The sequence below is a fragment of the Pseudothauera hydrothermalis genome (assembly GCF_003345255.1).
Taxonomy (GTDB): Bacteria; Pseudomonadota; Gammaproteobacteria; order Burkholderiales; family Rhodocyclaceae; genus Pseudothauera; species Pseudothauera hydrothermalis.
Map to the genome: position 1 here is coordinate 2365284 of NZ_CP029331.1, position 18632 is coordinate 2383915.

General features: G+C 63.2%; 22 protein-coding genes. 6 read left to right on the plus strand and 16 right to left on the minus strand.

Annotation, left to right across the window (positions count from 1 at the left end; all coding sequences use genetic code 11):
• Positions 1 to 3: 3 nt before the first annotated feature.
• From murA to DIE29_RS11390, 10 genes are read right to left on the minus strand one after another with little or no spacing between them, the layout of a single operon-like run.
• Positions 4 to 1260: a UDP-N-acetylglucosamine 1-carboxyvinyltransferase gene (murA, locus tag DIE29_RS11345; RefSeq protein WP_102042440.1), complete on the minus strand. Its 1257-nt coding sequence runs from the start codon at positions 1258 to 1260 to the stop codon at positions 4 to 6.
• A complete protein-coding gene (locus DIE29_RS11350) occupies positions 1260 to 1517 on the minus strand; it encodes a BolA family protein (RefSeq protein ID WP_102042441.1) in 258 nt (85 codons plus the stop codon). The genes murA and DIE29_RS11350 overlap by 1 nt, the downstream gene beginning before the upstream one ends.
• 19 nt (positions 1518 to 1536) lie before the next feature.
• Positions 1537 to 2307 (minus strand): ABC transporter permease, encoded by a 771-nt coding sequence (locus tag DIE29_RS11355; protein ID WP_102042442.1) that lies wholly within the window; start codon positions 2305 to 2307, stop codon positions 1537 to 1539.
• Positions 2300 to 3196 (minus strand): ABC transporter ATP-binding protein, encoded by an 897-nt coding sequence (locus tag DIE29_RS11360; RefSeq protein WP_102042443.1) that lies wholly within the window; start codon positions 3194 to 3196, stop codon positions 2300 to 2302. Before DIE29_RS11360 ends, DIE29_RS11355 begins: the two co-directional genes overlap by 8 nt.
• A gap of 13 nt (positions 3197 to 3209) precedes the next feature.
• Positions 3210 to 3494 carry an STAS domain-containing protein gene (locus DIE29_RS11365; protein WP_102042444.1) on the minus strand — a complete coding sequence of 95 codons (285 nt, stop codon included), beginning with the start codon at positions 3492 to 3494 and terminating at the stop codon, positions 3210 to 3212.
• Positions 3491 to 4108, minus strand: a complete 618-nt coding sequence (locus DIE29_RS11370) for an MlaC/ttg2D family ABC transporter substrate-binding protein (protein WP_114649948.1) — start codon at positions 4106 to 4108, stop codon at positions 3491 to 3493. The genes DIE29_RS11365 and DIE29_RS11370 overlap by 4 nt, the downstream gene beginning before the upstream one ends.
• A 7-nt stretch (positions 4109 to 4115) precedes the next feature.
• Positions 4116 to 4964 (minus strand): MlaA family lipoprotein, encoded by an 849-nt coding sequence (locus DIE29_RS11375; protein WP_114649949.1) that lies wholly within the window; start codon positions 4962 to 4964, stop codon positions 4116 to 4118.
• 26 nt (positions 4965 to 4990) lie between these two features.
• Complete coding sequence (gene mlaD / locus DIE29_RS11380) at positions 4991 to 5458, minus strand: outer membrane lipid asymmetry maintenance protein MlaD (protein ID WP_108080621.1); 468 nt, start codon at positions 5456 to 5458, stop codon at positions 4991 to 4993.
• A complete protein-coding gene (gene mlaE / locus DIE29_RS11385) occupies positions 5455 to 6246 on the minus strand; it encodes a lipid asymmetry maintenance ABC transporter permease subunit MlaE (RefSeq protein ID WP_418332914.1) in 792 nt (263 codons plus the stop codon). The genes mlaD and mlaE overlap by 4 nt, the downstream gene beginning before the upstream one ends.
• The gene (locus DIE29_RS11390; protein ID WP_205409730.1) at positions 6246 to 7064 is read right to left on the minus strand and encodes an ABC transporter ATP-binding protein; all 819 of its coding nucleotides are present in this window, start codon (positions 7062 to 7064) and stop codon (positions 6246 to 6248) included. Before DIE29_RS11390 ends, mlaE begins: the two co-directional genes overlap by 1 nt.
• Before the next feature lie 210 nt (positions 7065 to 7274).
• Here DIE29_RS11390 and DIE29_RS11395 point away from each other — a divergent pair, with 210 nt between their 5' ends.
• The 6 genes from DIE29_RS11395 (at position 7275) to DIE29_RS11420 (ending at position 11665) form a co-directional block, all read left to right on the plus strand.
• Positions 7275 to 8270, plus strand: coding sequence for a KpsF/GutQ family sugar-phosphate isomerase (locus DIE29_RS11395; protein ID WP_114649952.1), 996 nt, complete (start codon positions 7275 to 7277; stop codon positions 8268 to 8270).
• Positions 8270 to 8791 carry a KdsC family phosphatase gene (locus tag DIE29_RS11400; RefSeq protein ID WP_114649953.1) on the plus strand — a complete coding sequence of 174 codons (522 nt, stop codon included), beginning with the start codon at positions 8270 to 8272 and terminating at the stop codon, positions 8789 to 8791. Before DIE29_RS11395 ends, DIE29_RS11400 begins: the two co-directional genes overlap by 1 nt.
• Positions 8792 to 8794: 3 nt before the next feature.
• Entirely contained in the window at positions 8795 to 9379 is a 585-nt protein-coding gene (gene lptC, locus DIE29_RS11405; protein ID WP_108080626.1) for an LPS export ABC transporter periplasmic protein LptC, read from the plus strand.
• Positions 9376 to 9927 (plus strand): lipopolysaccharide transport periplasmic protein LptA, encoded by a 552-nt coding sequence (gene lptA / locus DIE29_RS11410; protein WP_114649954.1) that lies wholly within the window; start codon positions 9376 to 9378, stop codon positions 9925 to 9927. The genes lptC and lptA overlap by 4 nt, the downstream gene beginning before the upstream one ends.
• Before the next feature lie 49 nt (positions 9928 to 9976).
• The gene (locus DIE29_RS11415) at positions 9977 to 10753 is read left to right on the plus strand and encodes an enoyl-CoA hydratase (RefSeq protein ID WP_102042454.1); all 777 of its coding nucleotides are present in this window, start codon (positions 9977 to 9979) and stop codon (positions 10751 to 10753) included.
• Positions 10754 to 11101: 348 nt separating this feature from the next.
• Complete coding sequence (locus tag DIE29_RS11420; RefSeq protein WP_102042455.1) at positions 11102 to 11665, plus strand: phasin family protein; 564 nt, start codon at positions 11102 to 11104, stop codon at positions 11663 to 11665.
• A gap of 46 nt (positions 11666 to 11711) precedes the next feature.
• Here DIE29_RS11420 and DIE29_RS11425 read toward each other — a convergent pair whose 3' ends face one another.
• The 6 genes from DIE29_RS11425 to DIE29_RS11450 form a co-directional block, all read right to left on the minus strand.
• Positions 11712 to 12533, minus strand: a complete 822-nt coding sequence (locus DIE29_RS11425) for a lysophospholipid acyltransferase family protein (RefSeq protein WP_114649955.1) — start codon at positions 12531 to 12533, stop codon at positions 11712 to 11714.
• Between the two features lie 57 nt (positions 12534 to 12590).
• Positions 12591 to 13124 (minus strand): D-glycero-beta-D-manno-heptose 1,7-bisphosphate 7-phosphatase, encoded by a 534-nt coding sequence (gmhB, locus tag DIE29_RS11430; protein ID WP_114649956.1) that lies wholly within the window; start codon positions 13122 to 13124, stop codon positions 12591 to 12593.
• Between the two features lie 10 nt (positions 13125 to 13134).
• Positions 13135 to 15234: a glycine--tRNA ligase subunit beta gene (gene glyS / locus DIE29_RS11435; RefSeq protein ID WP_114649957.1), complete on the minus strand. Its 2100-nt coding sequence runs from the start codon at positions 15232 to 15234 to the stop codon at positions 13135 to 13137.
• A complete protein-coding gene (glyQ, locus tag DIE29_RS11440) occupies positions 15234 to 16145 on the minus strand; it encodes a glycine--tRNA ligase subunit alpha (RefSeq protein WP_114650320.1) in 912 nt (303 codons plus the stop codon). Before glyQ ends, glyS begins: the two co-directional genes overlap by 1 nt.
• Positions 16146 to 16252: 107 nt before the next feature.
• Positions 16253 to 17752, minus strand: coding sequence for an apolipoprotein N-acyltransferase (lnt, locus tag DIE29_RS11445; protein ID WP_102042458.1), 1500 nt, complete (start codon positions 17750 to 17752; stop codon positions 16253 to 16255).
• A complete protein-coding gene (locus DIE29_RS11450; RefSeq protein ID WP_102042459.1) occupies positions 17752 to 18597 on the minus strand; it encodes an HlyC/CorC family transporter in 846 nt (281 codons plus the stop codon). Before DIE29_RS11450 ends, lnt begins: the two co-directional genes overlap by 1 nt.
• Positions 18598 to 18632: the final 35 nt, after the last annotated feature.

Consider the following 18632-nt stretch of genomic DNA (forward strand, 5'->3'; position numbering starts at 1 on the left):
CGCTCAAGCCAGCCGGCGCACTCGTGCGCCCAGCGCGGTGAGCTTGTCTTCCAGACGCTCGTAGCCGCGGTCAAGGTGATAAATGCGCTCGATGACGGTCTCACCCTCGGCCACCAGTCCGGCGATCACCAGACTAGCCGAGGCGCGTAGATCGGTGGCCATCACCGTGGCACCTTGCAGGTGGCTCACACCTTGCACCACGGCGGTATTGCCATCGATGCGGATGTCCGCGCCCAAACGCTGCAGCTCCACCGCGTGCATGAAGCGGTTTTCAAAGATGGTTTCGCGGATCACGGCCGCGCCGCTGGCGACGCAATTGATGGCCATGAACTGCGCCTGCATGTCGGTGGGAAAGGCCGGATAAGGCGCGGTGCGCACACTGACCGCGGAAAGACGCGCCGGCGCCTTGAGGCCGATGGCGTCGCGCTCACAGACGATCTCGCAGCCGGCATCCATCAGCTTGTCGATCACCGCGTCCAGATAGCAGGACGAGGTGTTGGTCAGGCGGATTTCGCCGCCGGTGGCGGCGGCCGCACACAAGTAGGTGCCGGTTTCGATGCGGTCCGGCATGATACGGTGGGTGGTGCCAGCAAGACGCTCAACCCCGCGAATGCGGATCACATCGGTGCCTGCACCGGTGATGCGCGCCCCCATGCCAATCAGGCAGTTGGCCAGATCGACCACCTCGGGTTCGCGCGCCGCATTCTCGATCACCGTCTCGCCATCGGCCAGGCAGGCCGCCATCATCAGGTTCTCGGTGCCGGTTACGGTGACCATGTCGGTAAACAGCCGGGCCCCTTTCAGACGCGGCACCGTGGCATGTACGTCGCCATGCTCGACGCGCACCGCCGCGCCCATGGCCTGCAGGCCCTTGATGTGCTGATCAACCGGGCGGGCGCCGATTGCGCAGCCGCCGGGCAGACTCACCCGCGCCTCGCCGCAACGCGCCACCAGCGGCCCGAGCACCAGGATGGAAGCGCGCATGGTCTTGACCAAGTCATAAGGCGCCACTGGGTTGTCGAGCACCGACGCATCCAGCGTTACCGTGCCGGCGGCCAGATCGCGCGACACCTTCACCCCCATTCTTGCGAGCAGCTTGAGCAAGGTGTCGATATCGTTGAGCTGCGGCACATTGGTGTAGGTCACCGCCTCCCGGGTCAACAACGCGGCGCACAACAGCGGCAACGCGGCGTTTTTGGCACCAGAAATGCCGATCTCGCCCGTCAGGCGAACACCGCCTTCGATCAGTAGCTTGTCCATCAGAGATCGAGATCCTTACTCACCTCGGCCCATTTGGCCGGCGTATAGGTTTGCAACTGCAAGGCGTGGATCTCGTTGCCCATCAATTTGCCCAGGGTGGCATAGACCGCCTGGTGCTGGCGCACCCGCGGCAGTCCTTCGAAAGTGGCGCTGACGACGATGCCGGTAAAGTGCACGCCGTCATCGCCTTGGATGTTCACATAGTCGCAAGGCATGCCTGCCTCGATCAGACGCTTGATTTCTTCTGCGGAAAACATGGTCAGTCTCTGTAGCGGATCAGGTCCGCAGCTTGTAGCCGCGGGCGAGCAAGGCCAGGGTCAGTGCAGCCAGAAGGGAAAAGGATACGCCCACCACCGCCAGGCTGAGCCAGGGGGACACATCCGACTGGCCGAAAAAGCCATAGCGGAAACCGTCGATCATGAAGAAGAACGGGTTGACATGGGAAATGTCCTGCCACAGCTGTGGCAGGGAATACAGCGAATAGAACACGCCGGAGAGCATGGTCAGCGGCAGAATGAGGAAATTCTGGAAGGCGGCGAGCTGGTCGAATTTGTCCGCCCAAATGCCGGCGATCATGCCCAGCGAGCCGAGAATGGCCCCGCCCATCAGCGCGAAGGCCAGTATCCACAGCGGGTGGGCGAAGGGCAATTCAACGAAGGGCAGCGACACCAACAACACGCCGGCACCGACCAACAACCCGCGCGCCACCGCAGCAATCACGTAAGCGGCGTAGAACTCGCGGTAAGAGATCGGAGGCAACAACACAAAGATGATATTGCCGGTGATCTTGCTCTGGATCAGCGAAGACGAGCTGTTGGCAAAGGCATTTTGCAGCAGCGACATCATCACCAGGCCCGGCACCAGGAAGGTGGTGTAGGCAATATCGCCATAGACCGTGACATGACGGTCGAGCACATGCGAAAAAATCAGCAAAAACAACACCGCGTTGAGTACCGGCGCGGCCACGGTCTGAAAGCTCACCTTCCAAAAGCGCAGCACCTCCTTGTATAGCAAGGTGCGAAATCCGACCAGGCGCGCCTCACGCACGGTTCATGACCTCCAGGAATACCCGCTCCAGGTCGGGTTCGCCCAGTGCAAGCTCCAACACCCCGGCGCCGGCTTGGCGCAAGCGCGCAAGCAGCGGTTCGACATCGGCGTAGCGGTCAAAGGCAAAACTAACCCAGCCATCGTCGGCCAACACGCCGCCCAACGCTACGCCAGCGGCCGGCTGTGCAAGCTTTGCACGCAGCGAATGGGAGGCAAAGCGTTCCAGCAGGTTGGCGGTGGTATCCAGCGCCACCACCCGGCCGGCCTTGAGCATGGCAATACGTCCGCACAGGGTCTCGGCTTCTTCCAGGTAGTGGGTAGTGAGCACGATGGTGTGGCCGTCGCGGTTCAACTTGCGCACGAATGCCCACAACCCCTGGCGCAACTCGACGTCCACCCCGGCGGTCGGTTCATCGAGCACGATCACCGGCGGGCGATGCACCAGGGCCTGAGCCACCAGCACCCGGCGCTTCATCCCCCCGGACAGTGCGCGCATATTCACATGCGCTTTGGCCGTCAAATCCAGGCTGGCAAGAATCTCGTCGATCCAATCGTCGTTGTTCCGGATACCGAAATAGCCCGACTGGATGCGCAGCAGTTCGCGCACGCTGAAGAAAGGATCGAAGACCAGTTCCTGCGGCACCACACCCAGCGCGCGACGGGCGTTGCGGTAATCGCGCACCACATCGTGCCCCATGACTTCGAGCGTGCCGGAATCGGCCCGCACCAGGCCGGCGAGCGCCGAAATCAGCGTGGTTTTGCCGGCACCATTGGGGCCGAGCAGACCGAAGAATTCGCCTTGGCGGACTTCCAGATCGACGCCGGCCAGCGCTTGCAACGCACCGTAACGCTTGGCCACCCCTTGGAGGCGTATGGCGGGCAGTGTCATGCGCGGGTCCGACTCAGCCTTCGGGCGGCAGCAGCGTGGCGGCGCCATAGACCGCAGCCAGACTGCGCAGGCCGTCCGGCATGCCACGAACCGCCAGGCAACGGCCGTGTTTGCGCGCGGTCCGCAACCAGTCGAACAGCAAGGCCAAGGCCGCCGAGTCGGCCGTACTGACTGCGGACAGGTCGATGACGCAGTCAGCCGCAGCCACCTGCTGGCGACCGGCCTCGAGCACAGCGCCCACCGTGGCCATGGTCAACGGCCCCTCCAAGCGCAACAAACCGCCATCGACTTCGATCATCGGCGCGCTGCTTTCCCGGCTAACTCGTTGTTGCGTCGCTCCAAGGTCGCAATCAAGCCATCGATGCCGCTGCGACGAATCTCTTGAGAGAAAGTGCTGCGGTAGTTGGTCACCAAGCTGCCCCCCGCGACGATAACATCGAACACCTTCCAGCCCGCATCGGTGCGTTCGAGCACATAGTCGATGGCAATGGGCTGCGCGCCCGGCTGACGCACTTCGGTGCGCACCTGCACCGTGGTGTCTGTCGGCGCGGCACGCAAGGGCAGAAATGCGATGGTCTGGTCGCGGTATTGGGTCAACGCATTCGAATAAGTACGCACCAACAAGGTGCGGAAAGCATCGGTCAGGCGGGCTTGCTGCGCAGGCGAAGCATCGCGCCAGTCGCGCCCCACCGCCAGCATGGTCATGCGGCGGAAATCGAAGTGAGGCAGCACTTTCTCCTCGACCAAGGCGATGGCCTTGTCGGCATTGCCGTGCTGGATGTCCTGGTCTTGGCGGACGATGCCGAGCACTTCATCGGTGACGCTGCGCACCAGTTGATCGGGCGGGGTCAGTCCGGCGCTCACCGGTAAAACACTAAACAGAAAACAGCAAGCAAGAACAAATTTCTTCATTCCGATTTCACTCGTACTCGAACCCAGGCGATTTGTGGACCGCTGCAACGACCGGTTCCACCAGTTCCAACCGAGCCGCCGCGGCAACGGCCGCCACATCGGCCCAGCGCGGCGCCTGCCCCGGCAGCACGGCACCATTGAAATCTTCGTACTCGACTGGCGGATTGCCGTCATGGATTTTGTAACGGCGCTGCTGCAGGTAAAAGTCGCGCACAAAGATGTACTTGTCGAAAGTGCTCTCCTCCAAGGCGCGGTCGGCACCCAGCAAGGTCGCACGCGTGTGGGTGATGTCCAGCGCCCGGAGGGTGTTACGGGTCGGCACATGAGTCGGGCGCCAGCCCTCGTCGCCGACCAGATCGAACGGCAGCACAGCGGCATCGCGCACGGTGCGCGGCCCAAAGAATGGCAGCACGAAGTATGCGCCATCGCCCACGCCCCACACCGCCAACGTCTGGCCTAAGTCCTCATCGTGCTTGGGCAGCTTAGCCTCGCTGGCGATATCGAGCAGGCCGAAAATGCCAAACACCGAATTGACCATGAACCGCATCCAATCGGACAAGGCTTCGGCCGGCTTGCCCTGCAGCAGATTGTTCAGCCCGATCCACGGATCGGCCAGATTGCTGAAGAAATTGCCCACGCCGGTTTGCACCGGCTTTGGCGTCACTGCGTCATACACCTGCGCAACCGGCTTGACCAACACCTTGTCCAGGTTTTCGTTGAACGCAAACATCGCCCGGTTGTACCCCTCGAGCGGGTCGTCCGGATTGCGCGGGGTGCTGGCACAGCCGCCAACCAGGATCGCACCGCAAACCACCACGGCGATCCGACGCAACAAAATGGACTTACGCGGGCTCATCGTCGTTCTCCCGAGTTGGTTGGCGCTCAGTTGGCAGGCGTTTCGGCAGCACGATCATAGAGGAACTGACCGATCAGCTTTTCCAGCACCACGGCCGACTGCGTCATGCGGATGGTGTCGCCATCGGCCAGCATATCGACGTCGCCCCCCGGCTCCAGCCCGACATATTGTTCGCCAAGCAGGCCGGAGGTGAGGATAGTGGCGATGGTGTCGCGTGGAAACGGATAGCGCGATTCAATTCGCAAGCTTACCACCGCACGATAACGCTCCGGGTCGAAGCGGATGTCAGCCACCCGACCGACCACCACCCCTGCGCTTTTGACCGGCGCGCGCACTTTGAGGCCGCCGATATTGTCGAACGGCGCTTCGATCAGATAGGTTGGCTGGTTATTGAAACCAGCGAAATTACCCACTTTCATCGCCAAAAAAAGCAGCGCGGCAATACCGATCGCCACAAAGAAGCCGACCCACAGGTCGAGCACGGTACGGCTCATGATTGACCCCGGAACATAAAAGAAGTCAGCACAAAATCCAGCGCCAGAATGGCCAACGCGGAACTCACTACGGTGCGGGTAATGGCGCGCGACACGCCCTCGGCGGTGGGGGTGCAGTCGTAACCTTCGAACACCGCGATCAGCGACACCGCAATGCCGAATACCACGCTCTTGATCACACCGTTGATGATGTCGTAACGCACATCCACGGCCGCCTGCATCTGCGACCAGAAGGCGCCGCCATCGACGCCGATGAACACGACCCCGATCAGCCAGCCGCCGAGGATGCCCATGGCGGAGAACAGCGCGGCCAATAGCGGCATGGAGATCACCCCTCCCCAGAAGCGCGGCGCCACCACGCGCGCCAGCGGGCTGACCGCCATCATGTCCATGGCCTTGAGCTGTTCGGTGGTCTTCATCAACCCGATCTCGGCGGTGACCGCGGAGCCGGCCCGACTGGCGAAGAGCAGCCCAGCCACCACCGGCCCCAACTCGCGGGTGAGCGACAACGCCACCAGCACGCCCAGCGCTTCGCTGGAACCGTATCGCTGCAGCGTCTCATAGCCTTGCAGGCCGAGCACTAACCCGACGAACAGCCCGGAGACCAGGATGATCAGCAGCGACAGCACGCCGGAGAAGTAGATTTCGCGTAGGGTCAGGTGCAGCCGGCGGAAAGACTGCCCGGAATAGCGCAGCACCAGGATGAAAAAGCGCGCCGCGAAGCCTAAACGCCAGATGCCGTCGATCACTCGCGCGCCCAAACGGCGCAATCCGTCGCGCACACGCATCATTGACCCTCCCCGCCCAATAGGCTGGCTTCCAGCGGCGGCGCCGGGTAGTGGAAGGGCACCGGCCCGTCGGCTTCAGCATGGACGAACTGATGCACAAAGGGGTCGCGGGAAGCGCGGATCTCCTCCGGCGTGCCGTGCGCGACGATCCGTCCATCGGAGACGAAATAGACGTAATCGACGATTTGCAGCGACTCTTGCACGTCATGTGTCACCAAAATGGAGCTCGCCCCCAGCGCATCGTTGAGACGGCGGATCAACTGGCCGATGACACCCAGCGAGATCGGATCCAGGCCGGCAAAGGGTTCGTCATACATGATCAGCATCGGATCGAGCGCGACCGCACGCGCCAACGCCACCCGCCGCGCCATCCCGCCCGACAACTCCGCCGGACGCAGCGCCTCGGCGCCACGCAAGCCCACCGCATTGAGCTTCAAGCGGACCAGATCGCGCACCAACTCCGGCGGCAGGTCGGTGTGCTCACGCAGAGGAAAAGCAACGTTGTCAAAAACCGACATGTCGGTAAAGAGCGCGCCGAACTGAAACAGCATGCCCATGCGGCGGCGCAGCGCGTAGAGTTCATCGCGCGACAACTGCGCCAGATCTTGCCCGTCGACCTCGACGCGACCAGCCGATGCACGCAGTTGCCCACCGATCAGACGCAGCAAAGTGGTCTTGCCACACCCGCTGCCGCCCATGATCGCCACCACCTGACCGCGATGCACCGACAGATCGATGCCGCGCAGAACCTCGCGCTCGCCATAGGCGAAACGCACATTGCGCAGACAAACCAGAGTCGAAGGCGGGGCGGGGGGCACGGCGGTCAATCCAAGGCTCAACGAATCAAAAACGCGATTTTATCAGAGCCAAAGCGACAACCTTGTAACCGGTGTTGCATCGCCGATCACAACAGCAGCGCGCCCATCCATTGGGGCTGTCGGCGCGCGGGGCATTGGAGGCGCTCTGATATAATCCGCCACCCGACTGCGGCAGGCGCCCGCCTGCCCCCGATGCCTGGAGACTTAGCGATGCCTGAAGCCCGCTCTTCACACTCCACCACTCAAAATGCCGCGGCTCTCGCCAAGCGCGTGCTACTCATCGAGGCGCGCGCAGTGGCCGCGCTGGCCGATCGAGTGGGGGACGCATTCGAGCGTGCGGTTGCGATGATTTTGCAACGCAACGGACGTGTGATCGTCACCGGCATCGGCAAATCGGGACACATCGCCCGCAAGCTGGCTGCCACCTTGGCCAGCACCGGCACCCCGGCCTACTTCGTTCATGCCGCCGAGGCCGCGCACGGCGATCTGGGCATGATTACAGCCGAAGACGTGGTCATCGCACTGTCCAACTCGGGTGCCAGTGAGGAGCTGCTGACCATCGTTCCCCTGGTCAAACGCCGCGGCGCCCGCCTGATCAGCATGACCGGCAACCCCGCTTCACCTCTGGCACGCGAAGCCGACATCCACCTGGACGCCGCAGTGGCCGAAGAAGCCTGTCCGCTCAATCTCGCCCCCACGGCCAGCACCACCGCGGCGCTGGCGCTGGGCGATGCACTGGCGGTGGCCTTGCTGGACGCGCGCGGTTTCGGCGCCGAAGACTTCGCCCGCTCCCACCCGGGCGGCGCACTGGGCCGGCGTCTGCTGACCCATGTACGGGACGTGATGCGTCCGGCCGAGCGTGTTCCGGCGACCAGCGCCGATGCCAGTCTCAGCGACGCACTGCTGCTGGTCACCCGCGGCGGCATGGGCATGGTCGCGGCGATCGACACCCAGCGCCGCCCAGTGGGCATCTTCACCGACGGCGATCTGCGCCGCGCGCTGGAAAAAGGCTGCGATGTGCGCACCGCCCGCCTGGCCGAGCTGATGACCCGCAACCCACACACCATTTCTGCAGACGCCTTGGCGGTCGAGGCGGCCGAAATGATGGAGCGGTTGCGCATCAGTCAGTTGATCGCGGTCGATGGCGAGGGGCGCTTGACCGGCGCACTGACCACCCACGATCTAATGCAAGCCAAGGTCATCTGATGGCAGCACCGCGTTCCCCCGCCCACATCCGCCTGATGGGCTTCGATGTCGATGGTGTGCTCACCGACGGCAGCCTGTATTTCACCTCGCAAGGCGAGGAAATCAAGGTATTTTCCAGCCAGGACGGTCACGGCCTGAAAATGTTGCAAAGCGCGGGGATTGAGGTAGTGATCATCAGCGGCCGCAGTTCGCCCGCCCTGCAGCTGCGTGCGGCCGATCTCGGCATTGCCGAACTGCATATGGGTGTCGATGACAAGCGCGCCTGCCTGGATGCGCTGCTGGCCCGGCGCGGCCTGATGCGCGAACAGGCGGGCTACATGGGTGACGACCTGGTCGACCTGCCCATTCTGCGCGCCTGCGGCTTTTCTGCCACCCCCGCCGACGGCCACGGTTTTGTGCGACGCCATGTCGATTACGTCGCCCGCCACGGCGGCGGCCGGGGCGCGGTACGCGAAGTCTGTGAGCACATTCTTGCCAGTCAGGGGCGCCTGGACGCCATGCTGGCCGCCTACCTGAGTTGAGTCATGCGCGTGCCCGCCCATCGCCTCTACCCAGTCATCGCGCTCGCACTGCTGGCCGGCGGAACATACTGGCTGGCGCGAATAAGCGCACCGGAAGACGACAGCCCGAGACCGGCCGAACGCGGCAAACCCGACTTCGTTGCCACCGGCGCCCGCCTGCAGGGCTTCGACGCCAACGGCCGAGAACGCTACGAGCTACTCGCCGACCGCATCAGTCACTATCCTGGCACCGATGTGAGCCTGTTCGACAAGCCGCGTCTGATCCAACGTGCGTCTGACGGCCGCCGGCTTTTCCTCACCGCAGACAGCGGCGAAGCCTATCGGCAAGGTGACGAAGTCCGGATGCGCGGCAATGTTCGCGGTCGGCGCAGCGGCCTTGCCGGACAAGCGGACGACACGCTGTCTACCGAAACACTGACCGTGTGGCCCAAGGACGAGCGCGTGCTGAGCCGCAGCCCCGTGGTGTTGACCCGCGGCAACACCGTGATTCACGCGCAAGGTCTGCAAGCCGACAACATTTTTGGCACGCTGCGGCTGACCGGCCAAGTGTATGCCACCCTACCGCGTAGCAACCGGACATCGCCATGACACGCATGCTGGTCCTTACCCTGCTCGTTCTGGCTGTTACCAGCGCACCTGCCATGGCAGAGCGCGCCGATCGGAAACAGCCGGTCAATATCGAGGCCGACCGGGTCACCATTGACGACCGCAACAAAACCCATGTGTTCGAGGGCAAAGTAGTCCTCACTCAAGGTACGTTGCAGATCCGGGGAGACAAGCTGGTGGTCACCCAGGGCGCCGACGGTTTTCAGACCGGCATCGCCACCGGCACCGAAGGCCGCCTGGCCACCTTCCGCCAGCGCCGCGAAGGCAGCAATGACTATGTGGAAGGTGAGGCCGAGCGCATCGAGTACGACAGCCGCAGCGAGCGCGCCAAGCTGTTCGTGCGCGCCTATGTGAAGAGCGGCGGGGATGAGGTCCGCGGCCACTACATCGAGTATGACGCCCTGAGCGAGAACTACGTGGTCACCAACGCGCCAGGCGATCGCGCAGCGGGCAGCGGCTCACGGGTGCGCGCAGTGATCCAACCCAAAGGCTCCTCGGCAGCGGCCGACAATCCGGTCGCGGGCCAATAGCGTCATCTTGAGCACAACACGCGCAACATCCACCACGCAAGGAGAGTGCATGAGCTACGAACACATTTTGGTTGAAACCCGCGGCCGCGTCGGCCTGATCACACTCAACCGCCCCAAGGCGCTCAACGCGCTCAACGACGCCTTGGTCGATGAGGTCGGCCGCGCGCTCGACGGTTTCGAAGCCGATGAGGGCATCGGCGCGATCGTCATCACCGGCTCGGACAAAGCGTTTGCCGCCGGCGCGGACATTGGCGCCATGGCCCAGTTTTCCTACATGGACGCCTTCAAGGGCGACTACATCACCCGTAACTGGGAGAGAGTCAAGACCTGCCGCAAGCCGGTCATCGCCGCGGTCGCCGGCTTTGCGCTGGGTGGTGGTTGTGAGTTGGCGATGATGTGCGACATGATCATCGCCGCCGAAACCGCCAAGTTCGGCCAGCCCGAAATCAAGCTCGGTATTCTGCCGGGGGCCGGCGGCACCCAGCGCCTGCCGCGCGCCGTCGGCAAAGCCAAAGCCATGGATCTGTGCCTCACCGCCCGCTTCATGGACGCCGCCGAGGCCGAGCGTGCGGGTCTGGTCGCTCGCGTGGTGCCTGCCGACAAGCTTCTCGATGAAGCCCTGTCCGCGGCGCAAACCATCGCCAGCTACTCTTTGCCCGTGGTCATGATGATCAAGGAATCCATCAACCGCGCCTTTGAAAGCGGCTTAAGCGAGGGCTTGCTGTTCGAGCGCCGGGTATTCCACGCCGCCTTTGCGCTGGAAGACCAAAAAGAAGGCATGGCCGCCTTCGTCGAGAAGCGCAAGCCCGACTTCAAGCACCGCTGAGCGTCGCCTCTCCGCCGCAGACGGCCGGCCTTGTGCCGGCCGTTGTCGTTTACCCGCCCTGTCATGGGGGCGTCACAACACAAGTCCATGCTTGGACACACAATGAGCCAAGGCAACGGTCCGCAGAGCCGCCCTCTCCCGCTCAGGCAGCAGCATTCAACTGTGTCAGCCTCCCGTAAGCGATTGAAGCAGATAATTGAATTGTTATGATGCAATGCACAAGACAAGGCTTGACTCGATGCATTTCGCTTCTATAATCCAACGCATGATGCAGCGCAGCAAACTGGATCGTCCGATAGGTTGCCGCATGCAGCGTCACAACCGCCCCGTTCAATGAAGGAGACTCACATGTTTGCCACCCCCGAGCAGTTCGCCGCCGCGAACAAAGCCAACATCGAAACCCTGCTGACCCTGGCCAACACCGCCTTTGCCAGCGCCGAGCGCCTGGCCGCGTTGAACCTGAACACCGCCCGCACGCTGCTCGAGGACGGTGTAGCCAATGCCAAGGCCATGCTCGCGGTCAAAGACGTACAGGAACTGATCAACCTGCAAACCTCGCTGGCCCAGCCGCTGGTGGAAAAAGTCGTGGCCTACGCGCGCAATGTTTATGAGATTGCCTCGCAAAGCCAGGAAGAAATCTCCAAGCTGCTGGAAAGCCAGATTGCCGAAATCAACAAAGGCGTCGCTTCGGCACTGGACAAGGCTGCCAAGTCCGCGCCGGCCGGTTCCGATGTCGCCGTGGCGGCGGTCAAGTCGGCGATTGCTGCGGCCAACAGCGCTTATGACAGCATGAGCAAGGCTGCCAAGCAGGTCGCTGAAATTGCCGAAGCCAACGTGGCTGCCGCAACCAACGCCACCGTCAAGGCAGTCAGCTCCACTGCCAAGGCTGCTGGCACCAAGAAAGCCGCTTGACGCGCACCGCGCAACGCACCTCAAAGCCCCGCTGCGGCGGGGCTTTTTATTCGCTACGCCGATTTGCTGCGGCAGGCGTATCGTGTTCCGGTGCGAGCGCCTCAGCGTCCTGCCCCTGCTCACTGGCTATGACCGCTGCGCCGCCATCGCTCGCATAGTGATGCGGAAACAGCCGATGCATCTCGTTTTCGATCCAGCGCTCGGCCTGGGTATTGATCTCCTGGACCTTCCGCCCTTTGACCTCGATGACCGGCCCGATGCTGACCACGATCTCGCCCGGACGTTTCAGAAAAGCATTGCGCCGCCAGAATTCACCCGCATTGTGCGCCACCGGCACAACCGGCACCCCGGCGCGGCGCGCCAGAAAAGCCCCGCCGGGTTTGTATCGTCGTGTGGCACCCGGCGCCACTCGCGTCCCTTCGGGAAAAACCACTACCCAATAGCCTTCTTTCAAGCGCTGTTTGCCCTGTTCGACCACTTGCGTCAAGGCATCTTTGCCGGCCGCACGATCAATGGCAATGCCCGGCACTTGCGCCAGCCCCCAGCCAAAAAAAGGAATACGCAGCAGTTCCCGTTTGAGCACAAAACACAGCGGCGGAAAAATCGCCTGCAAAGCCAGGGTTTCCCAAGCCGACTGATGTTTGGAGAGAATCACCGCCGGGCCAGCAGGAATGTTTTCTCGGCCGATCACCCGGTAACGGATGCCTAAAAGATGCCAGACGAACCACAGCACCACATGCGCCCAGGAGGTAATGATGCGATGCCGCATCCGCGCAGGTAGCGGAAAGGTGAGAAAGCCAAAAATGGCGTAAGGCGGCGTGACCACCGCCAACACCAAAGCGAACAAAGTGGAACGAATCAAAATCACGGCATCACGCGCCCAATCACACCGCCACACCGCCGAGCGACCACAACCACAAGCCAATCATGCGATCAGATCGGCCACCAAGGTGGCCAGATCCGGATAAATCTGGGTTGCCGGCGGCAGCGCAGGATCATCCCGGGTTTTTTGGCCTTTCCCGGTCAGCACCAGATAGGGCTGGGCGCCCACGGCAACGGCGGCCTGCAGATCGCGCAGGCTATCGCCCACCACTGGCACATCGTCGAGCGGGGTATTGAAGCGCTCGGCGATCTGGCGCAGCATCCCAGGCTTCGGCTTGCGACACTCGCAGGTGGAATCGGCCGCATGCGGACAGAAGAAGATCGCGTCGATGCGGCCACCGACCTGGGCGAGGGTTTTGACCATTTTTTCATGGATCGCGTTGAGCGTATCCATACCGAACAGACCACGCCCCACCCCGGACTGGTTGGTTGCCACCACCACCCGCCAACCCCATTGGTTGAGCTTGGCAATCGCCTCCAGCGAGCCGGGAATCGGCCGCCACTCATCCGGTGTTTTGATGAATTGCTCGGAGTCGTAGTTGATGACGCCGTCACGGTCGAGGATGATCAGTTTCATCGCCACCGCCTCAAGCCGACAAGCGGGAAATATCGGCCACGCAGTTCATCAAGCCGGCCAGCCGATTGAGCAGCGCCAGGCGGTTGGCGCGGGTCAGGGGCTCATCGGCCATCACCATCACACCATCGAAAAACCGATCCACGGCATCGCGCAGGCCGGCCAACGCGCACAACGCATCGGTATAGGCTTCGTTGTTCTCATGCGAGCGCACCAGCGGGGCAACCTCGACAAGCCGATGAAACAACGCCTTCTCGGCCTGTTCCTGCAGCAGGGCAATGTCCGGCTCACCCGGCGCACTTTCTGCCTTCTTCAGGATATTGACGATGCGCTTGTTGGCCGCGGCCAGCGCCTGGGCTTCGGGCAGCATGCGAAACGCCTCCACCGCAGCCAGCCGCGCAGGCACCTGGTCGATGCGCGCCGGGCGCAAGGCCAGCACCGCGTCGATCACCGCTGCATCACGCCCGCCCTCACGCAGTAGATGCTTCAAGCGCTCGAGCATGAAATCCTGCAGTTTTTCGGCGAAATCTTCGGCATGCAGCACGCCAGGCTTGAAACCGGCCGCGGCGCTGGCAATCAGCGCGGGTAATTCCAGCGGCAAGGGAGTTTCCATCAGGATGCGCAGCACGCCGAGCGCAGCACGCCGCAGCGCGAAGGGATCTTTATCGCCGGTGGGCAGCTGACCGATGCCGAAGAAACCCACCAGCGCATCGAGCTTGTCGGCCAGCGCTACCGCCGCGGCGACGTTGCCGACCGGTAGCGCGTCACCGGCAAAGCGCGGCAGGTAATGCGCTTGGATGGCGTCGGCCACCACGGCGCCCTCGCCGTCGGCCAATGCGTAGTAACGCCCCATGATGCCCTGCAGCTCGGGAAACTCCCCCACCATGTCGGTGACCAGATCCGCCTTGGCCAAGCGTGCGGCACGTTTGGCCGCTGCAACGTCGGCGTTCAGGCGCAGCGCAATCTCGCCAGCCAAAGTCTCCAGACGCTCGACGCGCTCGAGCTGGCTGCCCAGCTTGTTGTGGTAGACCACAGCGGCCAGACGCGGTAGGCGTGCTGCGAGCGGCTGCTTTTTGTCCTGCTCGAAGAAAAAGCGCGCATCCGATAAGCGCGGACGCACCACGCGGGCATTGCCGGTGACGATGTGGCTCGGGTCGGCCACGTTCATGTTGGAGACGATCAGAAAACGGTTCAGCAACCGCCCCTGGGCGTCGAACAGCGGAAAGTACTTCTGATTGGCGCGCATCGTCAGGATCAAACACTCCTGCGGCACGGCGAGAAACTCCGCCTCGAACTCGCCCACGTACACCGTGGGATGCTCGACCAGCGCAGTGACTTCATCCAGCAGGTCGGCGTACTCGCCCAGTTGCGCGCCTTGGCGCGCTGCCTCGGCCAGCAGTTGCGCCTCGATGTTGGCGCGCCGCTCGGCGAAGCAGGCAATCACCTTGCCTTCGGCGAGCAGGGTGGGCTCGTAAGCGTCGGCGGTGGCAATGTCGATGTCGCCCCGACTCATGAAACGATGCCCGCGGGTGGTGCGACCCGAATCCAGATCGAGCACCCGGCCGGGCACCACGTCGTCGCCGTGCAGCATGATGAGCTTATGCACCGGGCGCACGAAAGTGGCCTCGCCATCGCCCCAACGCATGACTTTCGGGATGGGCAGCGCCTTGACCGCGTCCTGGACGATGTCGGCCAGCACGTCGGCGAGCTTGGCGCCCGGCACCCGCGCGGTATGAAAGAGCGCTTCGGCTTTGCCATCCATACGGCGCTCTAAGTGTGCCAGCGCCTCGACAGCGATGCCTTTGGCCGCCATTTTTTTGAGCAGCGCAGGGGTGGGCCGGCCCTCGGCATCCAAGGCCACCGCAACCGGCATGAGTTTTTCGGTGACCTCCTGGGCCTCGGCCTCGGCCGCCACCTGGGCCACCGTCACCGCCAAGCGCCGCGGACTGGCGTAGCTGCGTCCGGACACTTCGGCCGCCACCAGCCCCTTGGCTTTCAATCCTTCGGTGATTTTGGCGGCGAAGGTCTCACCCAGGCGAGGCAGGGCCTTGGGCGGCAACTCCTCGGTAAGCAGTTCAACCAGCAAGGTCGCACGACGCGAAGTGGCGCTCATCACACGGTCTCCTTCTTTTTGAGCATCGGAAAGCCGAGCGCCTCACGGGATTCGAAATAAGCCTGCGCCACCGCGCGCGACAAATTGCGGATGCGGCCGATGTATGCGGCGCGTTCGGTCACCGAAATGGCGCCGCGCGCATCCAGCATATTGAAGGTGTGCGCGGCCTTGAGCACCATCTCGTAGGCCGGCAAGGCCAGACCGACATCCATCAGACGCTTGGCCTCCGATTCGTAGTTGCCGAACAACGAGAACAGGAAATCGACGTTGGCGTGCTCGAAGTTGTACTTGGACTGTTCGACTTCGTTCTGGTGGAAGACGTCGCCGTAAGTGACCCGGCTCCCATCCGGATAGACCGCCCAGGTCAGGTCATAGACGTTTTCCACGCCTTGCAAGTACATGGCCAGGCGCTCCAGGCCGTAGGTAATCTCGCCCAACACCGGTTTGCAGTCCAGCCCGCCGACCTGCTGGAAGTAAGTAAATTGCGTCACTTCCATGCCGTCTAGCCAAACCTCCCAGCCCAAGCCCCAGGCGCCCAGCGTGGGGTTCTCCCAGTCGTCCTCGACAAATCGGATGTCATGCACCTTGGGGTCGATGCCCAGTGCGCGCAAGCTGTCGAGGTACTGATCCTGGATATCGAGCGGCGAAGGTTTGAGCACCACTTGGTATTGGTAGTAGTGCTGCAGCCGGTTGGGGTTTTCACCGTAGCGCCCATCCTTGGGGCGACGCGACGGCTGCACATAAGCGGCATTCCACGGCTCCGGTCCGAGGGCGCGCAGGAAAGTGGCGGTGTGCGACGTGCCGGCGCCTACTTCGAGATCATAGGGCTGGAGCAGCACGCAGCCACGATCGGCCCAAAACTGCTGGAGCGTCAGGATGATGTGTTGAAAGGTCGGATTCTTAAGGGACATGGTCTCAGGCGGCAGGTGCCGCACAGCGAACGCAAAGGGGCAGATTTTACTGGCATTTGCCCAAGCGCGGGGCGGTTCCCCGCGAGGCGCTTGCGCGCCGGCCGCAATCAGTCGCGGTCGCGCAAGCGCGCCTGCGCCCCACGCAGCACACATCCGGCAATGGTCAGCACGGCGAGCGCCACAGCGGGCCAATCGCCCCATCGGGCATAAGGCGTCATGCCCTGGTAGCCGCGCACCTCGGCATTGAGCGCGCCCCGTTCAAAAGCAGGCAGGGCGGCGACGACCGCGCCATCGGCCCCGACCACCGCGGTGATACCGGTGTTGGTCGCACGCAGCATCGGCCGCCCGGTCTCCAGTGCGCGCACACGGGCAATTTGTAGATGCTGCGGCAGGGCCAGCGAATCGCCAAACCAGCCCAGATTGGATAGATTGAGCAGCAAGGTCGCCTGCGGCAATGCATGCAGTAGCTCGGCGCCGAACAGATCCTCATAACAGATACTGACCGCCACTTGCTGCGCCCCCAGACGCATCGGTGGCTGCCGGGCGGGGCCGCGGTGCTGGTCGGACATCGGCATGTTGACCAGCGCGTAGAACCAGCCAAACATCGGCGGCGAATACTCGCCAAAGGGCACCAAATGGTGCTTGGCGTACCACTGCCCCGGCGAGTGGCCGGTGCTGATTGCGGCGTTGTAGATGCGGCCTTCGGCATCGCGGGTAAACACGCCGAGCACCAGATCGCCGCCCACTTCACGCATGCGGGACTCCAGCCAATCCAGATAGCCCGGCGGCAACTGGTCGACGAAAAGCGGCAGAGTCGTCTCAGGCAGCACCACCAGTTGCGCGGGGTTGTCCGCTACCATTTGCAGGTTGGTTTCCAGCCAATCGTAGAGGCGCTCCGGCTGCCATTTCATGCCTTGCTCGATATTGGTCTGCAAGAGCGCCACCCGCACAGGAGCCCCCACCGGCTCGGTCCATGTCAGCCGGCCGAGCGCCACGCCAACTCCCCCCAGCAGGAGCAACGACACCGCGGTAGCGCCCCACCTCGCCCGATCGCGCCAGGGCGTATAGGCCAGCACCCCGGCGATCAGCGCCACCAATCCGCCAACGCCATAAACGCCCAACACCGGCAGAAAACCCGCCAGCGGGCTAGGCGGCGTTTGCGAATAGCCGACCGCCAGCCACGGAAAACCGGTCAGCACCCAGCCACGCAGCCACTCGCCAAGCAACCACAACGCAGCAAACAGCGCGGCGGGTCGCAGCATGCCGGCAGCCGGACGCCATCGCGCAAACAGCGCGCCGGCCAGGGCAGGAAACAGCGCCAAAAACCCGCATAACAATGCAATCGCCAGCGCCGCCAAGGGTGCGGGCATACCGCCATAGCGATTGAGCGCAATGAAGGGCCAGGACAGCCCACCCAGGAAAGCGCCGAACCCCCATAGGAACCCCAGCCAAAACCCATGGCGCATGTTGCCGGAGCGTGCGAGCAATGCGGCCAATACCGCCAGCGCAAGCGGCGCGAGAATGGCCAGACCAATCGGCGCGAATGCCGCCACCGAAAGCAAACCGGCCGCGAAGGCGGCCGGCGGGGACAAAGACCGCAGCCGCATCAGCCGCCAACAGCCTGCGCCGGTGCGGGGTGGCGCTCCACCAGCAGGGTATGTACCCGCCGACTGTCGGCACGCAGCACTTGAATTTTGAGGTTTTCCACGACAATGCTCTCACCACGCTTGGGCAGGCGTCCGAGCTGGCGGATCACCATGCCGCCTACGGTGTCGTAGTCCTCGTCGGACAGGTGGGTGTCGAAAGCGGCATTGAAATCGACGATTTCGGTCGTGGCCTTGACACGGTAGCGCCCTTGACTGTCGAGGCGGATGTTGTCGCCGATCTCATCGAAATCGTACTCGTCCTCGATATCGCCGACGATCTGCTCGAGCACATCCTCGATGGTCACCAGGCCGGACACGCCGCCATATTCGTCCACGACGATGGCCATGTGGTTGCGGCTCACCCGGAATTCGCGCAGCAGCACGTTCAAACGCTTGGATTCGGGTACGAACACCGCCGGACGCAGCATGTCGCGCAGGTCGAACTCGCGGCCGGCGAAATAACGTAGCAGGTCCTTGGCGAGCAGGATGCCGGCCACATCATCCTTGCCCTCGCCGACCGCAGGGAAGCGGGAGTGCGCGGTGTCGATGACGAAAGCGGCGATGGTTTCGATGGGGTCGTCCAGGTGGATCACATCCATCTGGGCACGGGGGATCATTACGTCGCGCACCTGCATATCGGACATCTGCAGGGCGCCCTCGATGATCGAAAGGGCGTCGGCATCGAGCAAGTTACGCTCGAAAGCCGAGCGAAGCAGCACGAGGAGTTGTTCGCGATCTTCCGGTTCGCGCGTCAGCAGGGCCGAAAGTCGCTCGAGTAATGAGGGTCTACTAGGGGAACTGTCCATGTTGGATGGCAGGTAAGGAGTCAGGGGTGCGCAGC

What these genes read in the sequence shown, in the direction of transcription:
- murA (WP_102042440.1), bottom strand. Translation starts at nt 1,260, where the DNA reads ATGGACAAGCTACTGATCGAAGGCGGTGTTCGCCTGACGGGCGAGATC.
- DIE29_RS11350 (WP_102042441.1), bottom strand. Translation starts at nt 1,517, where the DNA reads ATGTTTTCCGCAGAAGAAATCAAGCGTCTGATCGAGGCAGGCATGCCT.
- DIE29_RS11360 (WP_102042443.1), bottom strand. Translation starts at nt 3,196, where the DNA reads ATGACACTGCCCGCCATACGCCTCCAAGGGGTGGCCAAGCGTTACGGT.
- DIE29_RS11365 (WP_102042444.1), bottom strand. Translation starts at nt 3,494, where the DNA reads ATGATCGAAGTCGATGGCGGTTTGTTGCGCTTGGAGGGGCCGTTGACC.
- DIE29_RS11370 (WP_114649948.1), bottom strand. Translation starts at nt 4,108, where the DNA reads ATGAAGAAATTTGTTCTTGCTTGCTGTTTTCTGTTTAGTGTTTTACCG.
- DIE29_RS11375 (WP_114649949.1), bottom strand. Translation starts at nt 4,964, where the DNA reads ATGAGCCCGCGTAAGTCCATTTTGTTGCGTCGGATCGCCGTGGTGGTT.
- mlaD (WP_108080621.1), bottom strand. Translation starts at nt 5,458, where the DNA reads ATGAGCCGTACCGTGCTCGACCTGTGGGTCGGCTTCTTTGTGGCGATC.
- mlaE (WP_418332914.1), bottom strand. Translation starts at nt 6,246, where the DNA reads ATGCGTGTGCGCGACGGATTGCGCCGTTTGGGCGCGCGAGTGATCGAC.
- DIE29_RS11395 (WP_114649952.1), top strand. Translation starts at nt 7,275, where the DNA reads ATGCCTGAAGCCCGCTCTTCACACTCCACCACTCAAAATGCCGCGGCT.
- DIE29_RS11400 (WP_114649953.1), top strand. Translation starts at nt 8,270, where the DNA reads ATGGCAGCACCGCGTTCCCCCGCCCACATCCGCCTGATGGGCTTCGAT.
- lptC (WP_108080626.1), top strand. Translation starts at nt 8,795, where the DNA reads ATGCGCGTGCCCGCCCATCGCCTCTACCCAGTCATCGCGCTCGCACTG.
- lptA (WP_114649954.1), top strand. Translation starts at nt 9,376, where the DNA reads ATGACACGCATGCTGGTCCTTACCCTGCTCGTTCTGGCTGTTACCAGC.
- DIE29_RS11415 (WP_102042454.1), top strand. Translation starts at nt 9,977, where the DNA reads ATGAGCTACGAACACATTTTGGTTGAAACCCGCGGCCGCGTCGGCCTG.
- DIE29_RS11420 (WP_102042455.1), top strand. Translation starts at nt 11,102, where the DNA reads ATGTTTGCCACCCCCGAGCAGTTCGCCGCCGCGAACAAAGCCAACATC.
- gmhB (WP_114649956.1), bottom strand. Translation starts at nt 13,124, where the DNA reads ATGAAACTGATCATCCTCGACCGTGACGGCGTCATCAACTACGACTCC.
- glyS (WP_114649957.1), bottom strand. Translation starts at nt 15,234, where the DNA reads ATGAGCGCCACTTCGCGTCGTGCGACCTTGCTGGTTGAACTGCTTACC.
- glyQ (WP_114650320.1), bottom strand. Translation starts at nt 16,145, where the DNA reads ATGTCCCTTAAGAATCCGACCTTTCAACACATCATCCTGACGCTCCAG.
- lnt (WP_102042458.1), bottom strand. Translation starts at nt 17,752, where the DNA reads ATGCGGCTGCGGTCTTTGTCCCCGCCGGCCGCCTTCGCGGCCGGTTTG.
- DIE29_RS11450 (WP_102042459.1), bottom strand. Translation starts at nt 18,597, where the DNA reads ATGGACAGTTCCCCTAGTAGACCCTCATTACTCGAGCGACTTTCGGCC.